Source organism: Subtercola sp. Z020 (assembly GCF_002931235.1).
Classification (GTDB): Bacteria; Actinomycetota; Actinomycetes; order Actinomycetales; family Microbacteriaceae; genus Subtercola.
In genome coordinates this window covers 14,547-28,807 of sequence record NZ_PSTT01000045.1, presented here as the reverse complement: position 1 = coordinate 28,807, position 14,261 = coordinate 14,547, and the positions used below count along the sequence as shown (strand labels likewise).

Here is a 14,261-nt window from a genome sequence, read left to right as displayed (position 1 = left end):
TACAGAACCGAAGGACACCCCATGAAAGCACCTGTCTCTGAGCAACGGTCACTGCTCGACCTGCAGGCCGCCGATACGCGGCTCAGCCAGCTCGGCCACCAGGCCAAGACGCTTCCCGAGCTGAAGAGACTGGCCGAACTGGCCACCGAGATCGGCCTGGTCTCCCACCGGCTCGCATCGGTTCGGGGCGAACTCGAAGACGCCGAACTCGAGATCTCCCGGGTGGAGTCCGACGTCGCCGTGGTGACCACCCGTATGGATCGGGACCGGTCGCGACTGCAGACCAGCACCTCCCCGAAAGACATCCAGGGCCTCGAGCACGAGATCGCCTCGCTCGAGAAGCGCCAGAGCGACCTCGAAGACATCGAGCTCGCCGTGATGGAGCGCATCGACGAGATCTCTGCCCGGCTCGCGGTCGTAACCGAGGAGATGGGTCGGCTCACAGCCGAGCAGGATGCCCTCCGCACCAGTCGGGACGCATCGCTCGCGACGCTCGACGCCGAACGCAAGGGCGTGCAGGTCAACCGGGACCTCATCGCGGGCGCGATCGGCGACGAACTGCTGGCTCTCTACGACCGGCAGCGGGCGCGGTACGGCATCGGGGCGGCGCTCCTGACACGCGGCGTGTCGATGGGCAGCAACGTGAAGCTGCACGAGAGCGACCTTGCGAAGATCAGGCTGGCCGCACCAGACGATGTGGTGCTCGACCCCGACAGCAGCTGCATCCTGGTGCGCACGGAGGAGTCCGGCCTCTGACGCAATCGACTCGGCGATTTCTGTCGGCTGCAGCCGGCCAGAGCGACAGAAATCGACGAGTCGATTCGGCCGCGTAGACTGAGGAGCGCGAAAGGGTCGGCAAGACGGTCGCGTCATCTCTCAGTAGACGATTCAACGAATCGACTGCGGGAGATGCCGAGGAACGTCCGGGCTCCAGAGAGCAGGGCGGTGGGTAACACCCACCCGGGGCAACCCGAGAGAACAGTGCCACAGAGAACAGACCGCCCCAGGCGCCGCTCGCGGTGTGTGGGGTAAGGGTGAAACGGTGGTGTAAGAGACCACCAGCGGCCATGGTGACATGGCGGGCTCGGTAAACCTCGCCCGGAGCAAGGTCAGACAGAAGGCGACACGGCTGCTCGTCGTGCCTTCGGGTAGACCGCTGGAGGCGTGCGGCAACGTACGTCGTAGATAGATGGCCGTCCATGGGCGCGCGTGCTCCGGCACGCACGCCCAAGACAGAACCCGGCGTAGCAGCCGGCCCTTTCGTGCCCGGCCCCCCCCGTTGGCTGGGCGGTGCTGCTATCGCACGCTGACGGCGTCTTCGCCGACCTCGCCGACGAGCTGGTTCGCGTTGGGCAGCACCTTCGGCTCGAGTGCGAGAGACGCCGCGCCCAGGATGCCCGCGTTGTTGCGGAGCGTCGCCGGCACCATCTCGGTGTTGATCGAGATCTTCGGCAGGAACTCCTGGTAGCTCTTCGAGACTCCGCCACCGACGATGAACAGGTCGGGCCAGAGCAGCTTCTCGAGTTCGGCGTAGTAGGTCTGCAGCCGCGCCGCCCACTGCGTCCAGTTGAGATCGTCGCGCTCCTTGGCCGCGTACGAGGCCTTGTGCTCGTAGTCGCCGCCGTCGATCTGGATGTGGCCGAGCTCGGCGTTAGGGATCAGCACGCCGTTGTAGATGATCGCCGTACCGATGCCCGTGCCGAGCGTGGTCATCACGATGAGGCCGTTCTTGCCCTTCGCTGCCCCGTAGCGCACCTCGGCGTAGCCGGCGGCATCAGCATCGTTCACGAAGGTGATGTCGCGCTGCAGGGCGTCTTCGAACAGCTTCTCGGCCTCGAGACCGATCCACTTCTTCGACACGTTCGCGGCCGACATGGTCTTGCCGTTCTGCACGACGGCGGGAAAGTCGATGCCGATCGGGGCGTCGGCGGGAGCATCCGTCAGCTGCGTGAGCAGCTTCTCGACCGTCGCGACCACATCTTTCGGCTTGCCGCCCTCCGGCGTGTCGAGCTTGATGCGGTCGCTCAGCAGCTCTCCCGTCTCGGTGTTGACGATGGCACCCTTGATGCCCGTGCCGCCGATGTCGATACCGATGGCGATCGGTGAGTCTGTGCTGCCAGTCATCGTGTTCCCTCGTTCTCTGTCTCGGCCGTGAGACGCGGCCGGCGGTTCTATTCTGTCGTGCCGGCGACGGTCAGCACTTCGGCGCCGCGCTCGGTGACCACAAGTGTGTGCTCGAACTGGGCGCTGAGGCTGCGATCGCGGGTGACGACGGTCCAGCCGTCGCTCCACAGCTCACTCGCCTGGTCGCCGAGCGTCAGCATCGGTTCGATCGTGAAGACCATGCCGACCTCGATCACGTCGTCGAAGCGGGGGGCCGAGTCGTAGTGCGGGATGATCAGGCCCGAGTGGAACTGGGTGCCCACCCCGTGCCCCGTGTAGTCGCGCACGACGCCGTAGCCGAACCGCTTCGCGTACGACTCGATCGCGCGGCCGATCACGTTCACCTGCCGCCCGGGCGCAACCGCCTTGATGCCGCGGTTCATCGCCTCGCGGGTGCGCTCGACCAGCAGGCGGGCCTCATCGCTCGGGGTGCCGGCGAAGAACGTGGCGTTGGTGTCACCGTGCACGCCGCCTCGGTAGGCGGTGATGTCGATGTTGACGAGATCGCCGTCGGCCAGCACGGTGCTGTCGGGGATTCCGTGGCAGATGACCTCGTTCACGCTCGTGCAGAGCGATTTGGGGTAGCCGCGATAGCCGAGCGTCGAGGGGTAGGCGTCGTGCTCGACGAGATACGCGTGGCCGAGAGCATCCAGCTCGTCGGTCGTGACACCGGGCTGCACATGGGCACCGACATACGCGAGGGCCTCTGCGGCGATGCGCGACGACTCGCGGATGCTCTGCAGCTGCCGGCCGGAGTAGACGTCGCTGCCGCCGCCCTCGTTCGGCTCGCGGCGCCCCACATACTCGGGTCGTTCGATGTCGGAGGGGACGGGGCGGAGGGGGGAGACCCGGCCCGGAGTGATGTGGCCGGCGGAGTCCTTGGGCATAGGATCTATCGTAGCCGCGGCCCCGGCGGTGACGCTCTGGCCGCCCGCGACATCCGTGTCACGACCCTTGGAGATCTCATGTCAGGCGACCCCTCGAAGCAGTACTGGTACAACCTCACCACCGGTGACGTGGAGTTCGGCTACGTGTCGCCCGCGCCCGAGCGCGTCGGCCCGTTCGCGACCAAGGCCGAGGCCGAGCACGCCCTCGAGACGCTCCGCGCCAACTCCGCGAAGTGGGCCGAGGAAGACGCAGCGAACGAGTAGCCGCCGCGGCGCCCCGCGCTTTCGGGTATGCCCGTGCTGGTCGGTGGCTCGTGCTAGTCGGTGTACTCGTGCTCGGGGGCCGGGTAGGCGCCTGACGCGACGTCGGCGCGAAACGCGGTGACGGCATCCGACAGCACCTGCGTCAGGTTCGCGTACTGCTTCACGAAGCGCGGCGTGCGGCCCTGCGAGAAGCCGGCGAAGTCGGTCCAGACGAGCAGCTGGCCGTCGGTGTTCGGGCCGGCTCCGACGCTGATGGTCGGGATGCTCAGCTCCTTCGTCACGCGCCCGGCGATGTCGCTCGGCACCATCTCGAGCACCACGGCGAACGCTCCCGCGTCCTGCACGGCGTGGGCGTCGGCGAGCAGCTGCTCTGCACCCTCCCCGCGGCCCTGGATGATGTGGCCGCCGAGCCCGTGCTCGCTCTGCGGGGTGAAGCCGATGTGGCCCATCACCGGGATGCCGGCGTCGACGATGCGGCGGATCTGCGGCGCGCTCCGCACGCCGCCCTCGAGCTTCACGGCGTGCGCGTTCGACTCCTTCATGAACCGCACGGCGGTGTGCAGGGCATCGTCGGGGCCGCCCTCGTACGAGCCGAACGGCATGTCGGCGACGACGAGTGCGCGTTTCGCGGCTCCGGCGACGGCGCGGGCCAGGGGGATCAGCTGGTCGACCGTGACAGCCAGCGTGGTCTCGTTGCCGAACACGTTGTTGCCCGCGGAGTCGCCGACCAGAAGAAAGTCGATGTCGGCGGCATCGAAGATGGCTGCGCTCAGCATGTCGTAGGAGGTCAGGCCCACGATCGGGATGCCCTGCTCCTTCGCGTTCTGAAAGTGCCGGGTGCGAACGCGCTTGCGGGGTGCGGGGGACTGCTCCGTCATATCCCCACTCTACCGGCCCGGCCTCAGTCGACGGCGGTGGGGCGGTAGGTGATGGGGAGGCGGCGGTCGCGGCCGAAGGCGGTGCGGGAGATCTTGGTGCCGATCGCGCTCTGCCGCCGCTTCCATTCGGAGTGGTCGACGAGCGAGATGATGCGGTCGACGGTGGGCGCGTCGAAGCCGCGGGCGACGAGTTCGTCACGCCCGAAGCCGCCGTTGATGTAGTCCTCCAGCAGGGCATCCAGAATCTCGTACTCGGGCAGCGAGTCCTGGTCGGTCTGGTCGGGCCGCAGTTCGGCGGAGGGCGGCTTCGAGATCGAGTTCTCGGGGATCGGCGGGGTCTCGCCCCGGCGGGCCGCGAAGGCGTTCCGCCAGCGGGCGAGCTGCCAGACCAGCATCTTCGGCACGTCTTTCAGGGGCGCGAACCCACCGACCGAGTCGCCGTAGATCGTCGAGTAGCCGACCGCCAGCTCGCTCTTGTTGCCCGTGGTGAGCACCAGGTGCCCCTTCTGGTTCGAGAGCCCCATCAGGATGATGCCCCGGATGCGCGCCTGCAGGTTCTCGGCGGCGACGCCGTCGAGGCCGAGCTGGCTCTCGACGGGCAGCACGAGGTCGGCGATCGCCTGCGTCTCGTAGTGCACGCCGATGCGCTCGGCGAGGTCGTCGGCGTCGGAGCGGGAGTGGTCGGAGGACCAGCGGCTCGGCATCGAGACGCCGTACACGTTCGAGGCGCCGATCGCGTCGGCTGCCAGCGAGGCGACGACGGAGGAGTCGATGCCGCCCGAGAGCCCGAGGATGACCGAGCGGAATCCGTTCTTGCGCACGTAGTCGCCGAGGCCGAGCACCAGGGCGTTCCACACCTGCTCCAGCTCGTCGGGCACCACGGCGATGTCGGCGCTCAGCGGGGTCTGCGGCGTCTCGGAACCGGTCGGGGGCAGTGCCAGAGTGACCCGGGCGACATCGGGCGGCAGGTCGTCGAGCGTGGCCGCTTCGGGGTCGATGTCGACCACGAGCAGGTGCGGCTGGAACTGCGGCGCGCGGGCGAGGATCGACCCCTCGGCCGAGACGACGACGCTGTCGCCGTCGAAGAGCAGATCATCCTGCCCGCCCACGATGTTGACGTAGGCGACGATCGTGTCGTTCTCGACGGCCCGGCGCACCACGAGCGGCAGGCGCACCTCGTTCTTGTCGCGCTCGTACGGCGACGCATTGATGACCAGCAGCACGCCCGCGTCGGCCGACGCGACCCGGTTCACGGGCCCCCCGTCACGCCAGAGGTCTTCGCAGATGATGAGGGCGACGTCGACCCCGCGCATCCGCAGCACCAGAAGCTCGTCGCCCGCGATGAAGATGCGGTACTCGTCGAAGACGGAGTAGTTCGGCAGGTGGTGCTTCGCGTAGCGCGCCTTGATGCGTCCGTTCTGGATGATCGAGGCCACGTTCTGGGCGATCGCGGTGGGCGCGTTGGTGGTCGTGAACGCCCGCGGTTCGAACGGCCCGTCGGGGTGCCCGACGACGACCACGATGTCGCCGAGACCGGCCTCGTCGAGCTCGGTGGCGAGGGCGTCGGCCCGCGCCCGGCAGGCGGCGAGGAACGACGGCCGCGAGGCGAGGTCTTCGATGGGATAGCCCGAGAGCGCCATCTCACCGAACGCGACCAGGTCGGCGCCCGCATCCCGGGCTCGGCGCACCGCAGCGACGATCTCGGCGGAGTTGCCTTCGAGGTCGCCGACGATCGGGTTGGTCTGGGCCAGCGCTAAGCGAAGTCTCGGCATAGCCACTAGCCTAATAGCGGCAGAACACGTGCCGGAAAGAGGTATCAGCCGTCGATGGATAAGCAGCGCGACTTCGTTCTTCGAACCATTGAAGAACGCGGTGTCAAGTTCGTTCGGCTGTGGTTCACCGACGTCGTCGGAACCCTCAAGTCCGTCGCCATCGCCCCGGCCGAGGTCGAGGGCGCGTTCGCCGAGGGCCTCGGTTTCGACGGCTCGGCGATCGAGGGCCTGACGCGCTCGTTCGAGGCGGATGTGCTCGCGCATCCCGACCCCACGACCTTCCAGATCCTGCCGTGGCGGGGCGAGGTCGACCCGACCGCCCGGATGTTCTGCGATATCACGACGCCCGACGGGCAGCCGGCCGTCGCCGACCCGCGCAACGTGCTGAAGCGCACCCTCGCCAAGGCCGGCGACAGGGGCTTCTCCTTCTACACGCACCCCGAGATCGAGTTCTACCTGCTGAAGTCGTCGCAGTACGGGCAAGACGGCCCCGAGCCGGTCGACAAGGCCGGCTACTTCGACAACGTTCCGGGCGGCACGGCGCACGACTTCCGTCGCCGGTCGGTGCGGATGCTCGAAGACCTCGGCATCTCGGTGGAGTTCAGCCACCACGAGGCCGGCCCCGGCCAGAACGAGATCGACCTGCGCTACGCGGATGCGTTGACGACCGCCGACAACATCATGACCTTCCGCACGGTGGTCAAAGAGGTCGCGATCGAGCAGGGCGTCTACGCCACCTTCATGCCGAAACCGCTCTCCGGGCATCCGGGATCGGGCATGCACACCCACATGTCACTCTTCGAAGGCGACTCGAACGCGTTCTTCGAGGCGGGCGCCGAGTACCAGCTGTCGAAGATCGGCCGCCAGTTCATCGCCGGCCTGCTGAAGCACGCGCCCGAGATCACGGCCGTCACCAACCAGTTCGTGAACTCGTACAAGCGCCTCTGGGGCGGCGACGAAGCGCCGAGCTTCGTCTGCTGGGGGCACAACAACCGTTCGGCCCTCGTGCGCGTTCCGCTCTACAAGCCGAACAAGGGCCAGTCGTCGCGGGTCGAGTACCGCGCCATCGACTCGGCGGCGAACCCGTACCTCGCCTACTCCCTGCTGCTCGCAGCCGGGCTGAAGGGCATCGAGGAGGGGTACGAGTTGCCCGCAGAGGCCGAAGACAACGTGTGGAGCCTCAGCGACACCGAGCGCCGCGCACTGGGTTACAACGCCCTGCCGGCGAGCCTCGACCAGGCGATCAGCGAGATGGAGAAGAGCGAGCTCGTCGCCGAGACGCTCGGCGAGCATGTCTTCAACTACGTGCTGCTGAACAAGCGGCAGGAGTGGGCTGCGTACCGCGACCAGGTCACGCCGTTCGAATTGCAGAGCAACCTGGAGATGCTGTAGCGAGGCCCCGATGGCGCGCATCACGGGCCCTCTGAGCCTCACCGAGCTGGCGCGGGTCGGCTTCTCCGAACTGGAGCAGGCCACCCGCGACCTCGAACTCGCGTGCGAGCTGGGCGCGGTCGGCATCGAAGAGCTGCTGGCCTCGCTGCGGCTCACCGCCGACCCCGACCAGGCGCTCACTTTCCTGGTGCGGGTTCTGCGCCTGCCGGCGACCCCGGTCGTGGTCCTGCTCGCCGACGAACCGTCGCGAACCCGGCTGCTGCGGGTCTTCGGCGCGTCGGCCGGCTTCGGCGACTTCTTCCTCCGGCACCCCGAAGAGCTCGGCTGCCTCGGTTCGCGCATCGACCGGCTGCCGACGGCCGGCGAGCTGCAGGATGATCTGCTGAACGCCGTCGCGTCGGTCGACGGTTTCGCGACCATCGTCGGCGGCGAGTCCGGGGTGCGCGGCGCCGGTGCCGGTGCGCCCGACGCGGACTGGACGCTGCTCCGCATCCGCTACCGCCGGCTGCTGGCGCAGATCACCGCGTTCGACCTCGAACAGGCCGATGCGGTGGCGGGGGTCGACGCCATCGCACACACGCTCGCCGACCTGGCCGCGGCCGCCCTCGACGCGTCGCTCGCGTGCGCGCGGAGCCGGGCATCCACCCCCGGTCGGAGCCGCTGGAACTTCACCCACGCCGAGGTCGCCGCCACCAGGCTCGCCATCATCGGCATGGGCAAGTCGGGCGCTCACGAACTGAACTATGTGAGCGATGTCGACGTGATCTTCGTCGCAGAGGGCGACGAGGCGGCCGGCCTCGATGCAGCCCGAGCCATCGACATCGCCACGGCCCTCGCCATGATGACCATGCACGGCATCATGGAGACGACGATGGAGCCGGCCCTCTGGGAGGTCGACCCCAACCTCCGGCCCGAGGGCAAGGCGGGTGCCCTGGTGCGCTCTCTTGCCTCTCATGTGGCCTACTACGAGCGCTGGGCGAAGAGTTGGGAGTTCCAGGCTCTGCTGAAGGCGCGACCGCTCGCCGGCGACCGTGAGCTCGGCGAACGCTATGTTGCCGCGGTCGGCCCGATGGTGTGGACGAGTGCCTCGCGTGAGGGGTTCGTCGAGTCGGTGCAGAAGATGAGGGAACGGGTCACCGACCACATTCCCGCCGATGAGGTCGACTACCAGCTGAAGCTCGGGCCCGGCGGCCTTCGCGACATCGAGTTCACCGTGCAGCTCCTGCAGCTCGTGCACGGCCAGAACGACCCCCTGGTCCGGCAGGCCGGAACCCTGCCCGCGCTCGAGGCCCTCGCCGACCAGGGCTACATCGGCCGGGTCGAGAGCAGGGAGTTCGGGCGCGACTACCGGGTTCTGCGCCTGATGGAGCACCGGCTGCAACTGAGGGCCCTGCACCGCACCCACCTCGTGCCCCGCGACGAGTTCGGCCAGCGCGTGCTGGCCCGCGCGACGGAGCTGGCGCCGAGCGCTCCCGCCCTGCTCGAGATCTGGAACGGAATCAAACTGCGGGTGCGTTCGCTGCACCAGCGCCTCTTCTATCGTCCGCTGCTGGCTGCCGTCGCCGCGCTCGGCCCCGACGAGATCAGCCTCACGAGCGAACAGGCCGTCGCGCGGCTCGCCGCCATCGGCTTTCTCGACCCGAAGGGGGCGCTCGGGCACATTCGCGCCATGACGGCGGGGGTCTCGCGGCGGGCCGCCATCCAGCGCCACCTGCTGCCCGTGATGCTGCAGTGGTTCGCCAACGGCGCCGACCCCGACTACGGGCTGCTCGCCTTCCGGCGGTTGAGCGACACGCTGGGGGAGACGTACTGGTTCTTGCGCATGCTGCGCGACTCGTCGGGTGCGGCCGCGCGGCTCACCCAGGTGCTCTCGGGCTCGCGGTTCGCGGCCGAGCTGCTCGAACGCATCCCCGAGGCCGCCGCGTGGCTCGAGAACGACGACGAACTCGTGCCCCGGCCCTTCGAGGTACTGCTGGGCGAGACCGCGGCGATCATCGCGCGGCACGACACGCCGGATGCCGTGGCCGCCGCCCTGCGCACCGCCCGCCGGCGCGAGGTGCTGCGGGTCGCCTGCGGAGGCATTCTCGGCCTCATCTCGGTGCAGCAGATCGCGCGCGGCCTGACAGACATCACCACGGTCTTCCTGCAGGGCACGCTCGACGCCATCCGGGGTTCCGCGGCGCTCGCCCGAGGGGACGGCATCGAGTTCGCCGTGATCGGCATGGGCCGCTACGGCGGCCGGGAGATCGGCTTCGGCTCCGACACCGACGTGATGTACGTATACCGCCCGGTCTCCGTCGACCCGGAGACAGCGCAGTCGGTGGCCCGGTTCATCGTGAACGAACTCGTTCGGCTGACCGAGGACCACCGGCTGCCCCTCGAGCTCGACATCGACCTGCGCCCCGAGGGCAAGAACGGCATCATCGTGCGGTCGCTCGACAGCTACCGGGCCTACTACCAGCGCTGGTCGCTGACCTGGGAGGCGCAGGCTCTGCTGCGGGCGCGCGGTGTCGCGGGTGATGCCGCGCTCATGCGCGACTTCGAGCGGGTCGCCGACGACGTGCGGTACCCCCGGGCCATCGACGCGAATGCGGTGCGCGAGGTGAAGCGTCTGAAGGCCCGCGTCGAGAAGGAGCGGCTGCCGCAGGGAGCCGACCCTGCACGGCACCTCAAGCTCGGGCGCGGGTCGCTGAGCGATGTGGAATGGTACGTGCAACTGCTGCAGCTCGAGCACGGAGCCGAGCATCCCTCCTTCCGTACGACGTCGACGCTCGACGCGCTCGATGCAGAGGTCGCCGCAGGCTTCGTCGATGAGCGGGATGCCGCGAAGCTCCGTGATGCCTGGCTGTTCGCGTCGCGGGCGCGCTCGGCGATGACCCTGTGGACGAACCGCACGGGCGACGTGCTGCCCGTCGACCGTCGCCAACTCGAGGGTGTCGCCCGCCTCCTGGAGTACCCGCCCGGGTCGGCCACCGCCCTCGAAGAGGACTATCTCGCCGTCACGCGTCGGTCCCGCGCCGTCTTCGAGCGGGACTTCTACGGTTCGCTCTAGACTGAGCATCACTCATTCCGAGCGTTCTGGAAGGACGACCATGACAGACCCGACGACACCCACCCGGCGACCCTCCGTGCTCAGCGGGCTGTCGGGCAACGAGATGTACTGCATCGACCTGCTCGGCTACCACCCGGGCAACCTCCTGGTCGGCAACAGCGTCTTCTCGCGCGGGTTTCTCGGGTCGCTGAGCGCGGGGTTCCGCGGGATGGTCGGGGGTGAGGTCACCGCCATCACCGAGATGATCACCCAGGGCCGTCACCTCTCGATGCAGCGCCTGATCGGCGAGATGCAGCAGAGCCAGGGCCACGGGGCGACCAGCGTGACCACCGAGCTCATCTTCCACGCCCAGAACATCGAGTTCCTGTCGGTCGCCTCGACGGTTCACCAGAAGGAGGGCGTGCCGGCGGTCGCGTTCACGACGTCGAGCGACGGCCAGGAGCTCTTCTGCCAGATGGATGCCGGTTACCAGCCGGTCTCGTTCGTCATGGGTAACGTCGCCTACTCCATCGGTGTCGGGCGCGGCATCACCGGCGCCTTCCGGCAGCTCGCCCGCGGAGAGGTGAAGGAATACAGCGACCTCTTCTCGCACACGCGAAACCTCGCCCTGCAGCGCATCGTGGGGGAGGCGCAGTCGGTCGGCGCCAACGCGGTCGTCGGGATCACCACGAACATCCTGCCCTTCGGTGGCACCGCCGTGCAGGAGATGCTCATGGTGGGCACGGCCTCGCGGCACGACAACCGCGACCCGCTCGTCGAGGCGATCGGGGTGGTGACGAGCGATCTCACGGCCGAAGAGATGTGGAGTCTCGCGCGCATCGGCTACGTGCCGCTCAAACTCGTGATGGGCACATCGGTCTACTCCCTCGGATTCGTGGGGGGCATCACGTCGGCCTTCAAGAACCTGGTGAAGGGGGAGATCAGCGAGCTCACTCAGCTGATTTACGGCGCCAGGGAGGAGTCGCTCGCCAAGGTGCAGCAGCAGGCCACCGCGGTCGGCGCCGACGATGTGATCGGCATCAAGACGTACGTCTACGACCTCGGCGGTGGGCTCATCGAGTTCCTGGCGATCGGCACGGCCGTCGCACGCTCGACGACTGCGACGACGCGCTCGGAGCAACTGCCGCCCCAGGCGATCGTGCGCGACCGCGACACCTTCTTCAACAGCGCGGAGGCGTCGTACGGGGTGACGCTGACGCAGAACCAGCAGTGATCGGGCGCGCGCACTGTGGGCCTCTACGGGATCTACACGCAGGTCAGCGATGCCGAGCTGGTTGACATCAGATCGCTGCCTCTGAGTCAGATCGAGGACCGCGTCTTCGACTTATCAGAGGGCGAAAACGTACCCGAATTGGATATCGGTACGGCGTGGGACGGTGTTCATTTTCTCCTGACCGGGGTATCGGCTCGCCATGCACGACACGGCGATGCGTTGAGCGAAGCGATCACGGGTGAGGGGCGTCTGCTCGGATCGGATGTCAGCTTCGTCGCGTATACGACTACAGAACGACTGAGGGCAATCGTGGGCGCTCTCGAGCAGCAGGACGTGCCCGGCCTGCTGGCCAGACGCACCGTGGAGGAGTTCAGACAGGCGGCGATCTACCCGGGAGCGCACTGGTCCACCGACGCGATCCAGCAGTTACTGGCTCAGTGCGCAGAGGAGTTGACGACACTGGAAGCTTTCTTCCGCGGCGCCGTGCTGCACGAGATGAACATCATCGTCGAGATCGGTTGACGGCGGAAACGGTTTCGAAAAGTTTGTTGATGGGTGCAAACCGACTTTCGGAGGGCTCCGAAACACTCTCTTGTGAAAGCTTCCCGACTTCTCAAGGCCCAGCGCCGCGCCCAGCGGGCGCTGGCGGCAGCAGCGGAACGGTCGCATCTCCGTGCCATCGATGACGACCTGCACGAACTCGGCCGACTCCGTCGAGAAGGGGAGCTCTCGGAACGGGAGTTCCAGGCCCGTCGGCAGAGCATCCTGAGCCCGGTCGTCGCCCGGCGGGTGCTCAGCTGAGTCGCCTGCCAGCGGCGGGGGAGTCAGCGGCGGGCGAGTCAGCGGCGGAGCGCCAGCAGTACGAGTGTCAGCGCGATACCGGCGCCGACCAGGAGCCCACCGATCTGTAGCGCGACCCAGGTCTGGCTGCGCCAGAACGAACCCTTCAGCCGGATTCTGTGCCCGTTGCTGCTCGACGACATGAAGACCCCTTCGATGGCCGCCCGCGGCCCGCGCGCACCTGCGAGTGCGGACCGGATGCCGTACCCGGACACATCCAGCCTAGGTCATCGACACCCCCCATTCGGGTGACACGGCTGAGAATCTTCGAAGAGTGGGGCCTGAGGTTCAGACCGCACTCACAAGGAAGGGCCGCGCCTCGAAGAAGAAGCGCGGCCCTGCCGAGGTGGTGCGACGACTAGACGCCGTAGTAGAGCTCGAACTCGAACGGGTGCGGGCGCTGCGCGATCGGCTTGATCTCGTTCTCGCGCTTGTACTCGATCCAGGTCTCGATCAGGTCGGGCGTGAAGACGCCTCCCTTGGTGAGGAACTCGTTGTCGGCTTCGAGGGCCAGCAGGGCCTCGCCGAGCGATGCGGGAACCTGGGGGATGTTCTTCGCTTCCTCGGGCGGCAGCTCGTAGAGGTCCTTGTCGACGGGCTCGTGCGGCTCGATACGGTTCTGGATGCCGTCGAGGCCCGCCATGAGCTGCGCGGCGAATGCGAGGTACGGGTTGCCCGAGGCATCCGGAGCACGGAACTCGATGCGCTTCGCCTTCGGGTTCGTTCCCGTGATCGGGATACGGATCGACGCCGAACGGTTGCCGGCCGAGTACACCAGGTTCACCGGAGCCTCGAAGCCGGGCACCAGACGGTGGTACGAGTTGACTGTCGGGTTCGTGAAGGCGAGCACTGCGGGGGCGTGCTTCAGCAGGCCGCCGATGTACCAGCGCGCGATGTCGCTGAGCCCGCCGTAGCCGGCCTCGTCGTAGAACAGGGGCGAACCGTCGTTCCAGAGTGACTGGTGGGTGTGCATGCCCGATCCGTTGTCACCGAAAAGCGGCTTCGGCATGAACGTGGCGGTCTTGCCCCACTGGCTGGCCGTGTTCTTCACGATGTACTTGAACTTGAGGATGTCGTCTGCCGCGTGCACCATGGTGTCGAAGCGGTAGTTGATCTCGCCCTGGCCGGCGGTGCCGACCTCATGGTGGGCGCGCTCGAGGATGAGGCCGGAGTCGATGAGCTTCAGCGAGATGTCGTCGCGGAGGTCAGCGTGCTGGTCGACGGGGCTGACCGGGAAGTAGCCGCCCTTGAAGGGAGTCTTGTTGGCGAGGTTGCCACCCTCTTCTTCGCGGCCCGAGTTCCAGGCGCCCTCGCTGGAGTCGACCGAGTAGAAGCTCTTGTTCTGCTTCACTTCGTAGCGCACATCGTCGAAGATGTAGAACTCGGCCTCGGGGGCGAAGAACGCTGTGTCGGCGATACCCGTCGAGGCGAGGTACTTCTCGGCCTTCTTGGCAACCTGGCGCGGGTCGCGCGAGTAGATCTCGCCGTTCCGCGGGTTGTAGATGTCGAAGATGACGATCAGGGTGCGCTCGACGCGGAAGGGGTCGATGTATGCCGTCGAGACATCGGGGATGAGCTGCATGTCGGACTCGTGGATCGACGCGAACCCACGGATCGACGAGCCGTCGAACATCTGGCCGACGGAGAAGAAGTCCTCGTCAACAGTTGAGGCAGGGATGTTGAAGTGCTGCTGCACGCCGGGAAGGTCGGTGAAGCGGATATCAAGGAACTTGACGTCGGTGTCCTTGATGAACTTGAGCACCTCGGAAGAATCGCTGAACATTTGAGAGACTCCAAATG

At 67.4% G+C, this 14,261-nt stretch carries 13 protein-coding genes and 1 other RNA gene; 8 read left to right on the top strand and 6 right to left on the bottom strand.

Annotated features, from left to right (window positions below; all coding sequences use genetic code 11):
* Window positions 1-21 precede the first annotated feature (21 nt).
* Together C5B96_RS06580 and rnpB are read left to right on the top strand one after the other, a co-directional pair.
* Window positions 22-756 carry a zinc ribbon domain-containing protein gene (locus C5B96_RS06580; protein WP_104244167.1) on the top strand — a complete coding sequence of 245 codons (735 nt, stop codon included), beginning with the start codon at window positions 22-24 and terminating at the stop codon, window positions 754-756.
* 92 nt (window positions 757-848) lie between these two features.
* An RNA gene (rnpB, locus tag C5B96_RS06575) (RNase P RNA component class A) lies at window positions 849-1,263 on the top strand.
* Window positions 1,264-1,296: 33 nt separating this feature from the next.
* Here the strand turns inward: rnpB and ppgK are convergent.
* The gene (gene ppgK, locus C5B96_RS06570; RefSeq protein ID WP_104244165.1) at window positions 1,297-2,124 is read right to left on the bottom strand and encodes a polyphosphate--glucose phosphotransferase; all 828 of its coding nucleotides are present in this window, start codon (window positions 2,122-2,124) and stop codon (window positions 1,297-1,299) included.
* 47 nt (window positions 2,125-2,171) lie between these two features.
* Complete coding sequence (gene map / locus C5B96_RS06565) at window positions 2,172-3,050, bottom strand: type I methionyl aminopeptidase (protein ID WP_104244163.1); 879 nt, start codon at window positions 3,048-3,050, stop codon at window positions 2,172-2,174.
* A 78-nt stretch (window positions 3,051-3,128) separates the two neighbouring features.
* Between map and C5B96_RS06560 the strand changes: the two genes are divergently transcribed.
* Entirely contained in the window at window positions 3,129-3,314 is a 186-nt protein-coding gene (locus C5B96_RS06560) for a hypothetical protein (RefSeq protein WP_104244161.1), read from the top strand.
* A 53-nt stretch (window positions 3,315-3,367) separates the two neighbouring features.
* Here the strand turns inward: C5B96_RS06560 and panB are convergent, their stop codons facing one another.
* Complete coding sequence (panB, locus tag C5B96_RS06555; protein WP_104244159.1) at window positions 3,368-4,192, bottom strand: 3-methyl-2-oxobutanoate hydroxymethyltransferase; 825 nt, start codon at window positions 4,190-4,192, stop codon at window positions 3,368-3,370.
* 23 nt (window positions 4,193-4,215) lie between these two features.
* Complete coding sequence (locus C5B96_RS06550) at window positions 4,216-5,964, bottom strand: NAD+ synthase (RefSeq protein WP_104244157.1); 1,749 nt, start codon at window positions 5,962-5,964, stop codon at window positions 4,216-4,218.
* Between the two features lie 54 nt (window positions 5,965-6,018).
* Between C5B96_RS06550 and glnA (C5B96_RS06545) the strand changes: the two genes are divergently transcribed.
* The 5 genes from glnA (C5B96_RS06545) (at window position 6,019) to C5B96_RS06525 (ending at window position 12,422) form a co-directional block, all read left to right on the top strand.
* Window positions 6,019-7,356, top strand: a complete 1,338-nt coding sequence (gene glnA / locus C5B96_RS06545; protein WP_104244156.1) for a type I glutamate--ammonia ligase — start codon at window positions 6,019-6,021, stop codon at window positions 7,354-7,356.
* A gap of 10 nt (window positions 7,357-7,366) precedes the next feature.
* Window positions 7,367-10,408, top strand: coding sequence for a bifunctional [glutamine synthetase] adenylyltransferase/[glutamine synthetase]-adenylyl-L-tyrosine phosphorylase (locus C5B96_RS06540; RefSeq protein WP_104244154.1), 3,042 nt, complete (start codon window positions 7,367-7,369; stop codon window positions 10,406-10,408).
* 40 nt (window positions 10,409-10,448) lie between these two features.
* The gene (locus C5B96_RS06535) at window positions 10,449-11,621 is read left to right on the top strand and encodes a heavy metal-binding domain-containing protein (protein ID WP_104244152.1); all 1,173 of its coding nucleotides are present in this window, start codon (window positions 10,449-10,451) and stop codon (window positions 11,619-11,621) included.
* 15 nt (window positions 11,622-11,636) lie between these two features.
* Entirely contained in the window at window positions 11,637-12,143 is a 507-nt protein-coding gene (locus tag C5B96_RS06530) for a DUF1877 family protein (RefSeq protein ID WP_104244150.1), read from the top strand.
* 72 nt (window positions 12,144-12,215) lie between these two features.
* Window positions 12,216-12,422 (top strand): hypothetical protein, encoded by a 207-nt coding sequence (locus tag C5B96_RS06525; RefSeq protein WP_104244148.1) that lies wholly within the window; start codon window positions 12,216-12,218, stop codon window positions 12,420-12,422.
* Window positions 12,423-12,460: 38 nt separating this feature from the next.
* On the opposite strand, the gene C5B96_RS17340 is transcribed toward C5B96_RS06525, so the two are convergent.
* Together C5B96_RS17340 and glnA (C5B96_RS06515) are read right to left on the bottom strand one after the other, a co-directional pair.
* A complete protein-coding gene (locus tag C5B96_RS17340) occupies window positions 12,461-12,604 on the bottom strand; it encodes a hypothetical protein (RefSeq protein WP_158507132.1) in 144 nt (47 codons plus the stop codon).
* Window positions 12,605-12,819: 215 nt separating this feature from the next.
* Entirely contained in the window at window positions 12,820-14,244 is a 1,425-nt protein-coding gene (glnA, locus tag C5B96_RS06515; protein ID WP_104244144.1) for a type I glutamate--ammonia ligase, read from the bottom strand.
* Between the last annotated feature and the right edge of the window lie 17 nt (window positions 14,245-14,261).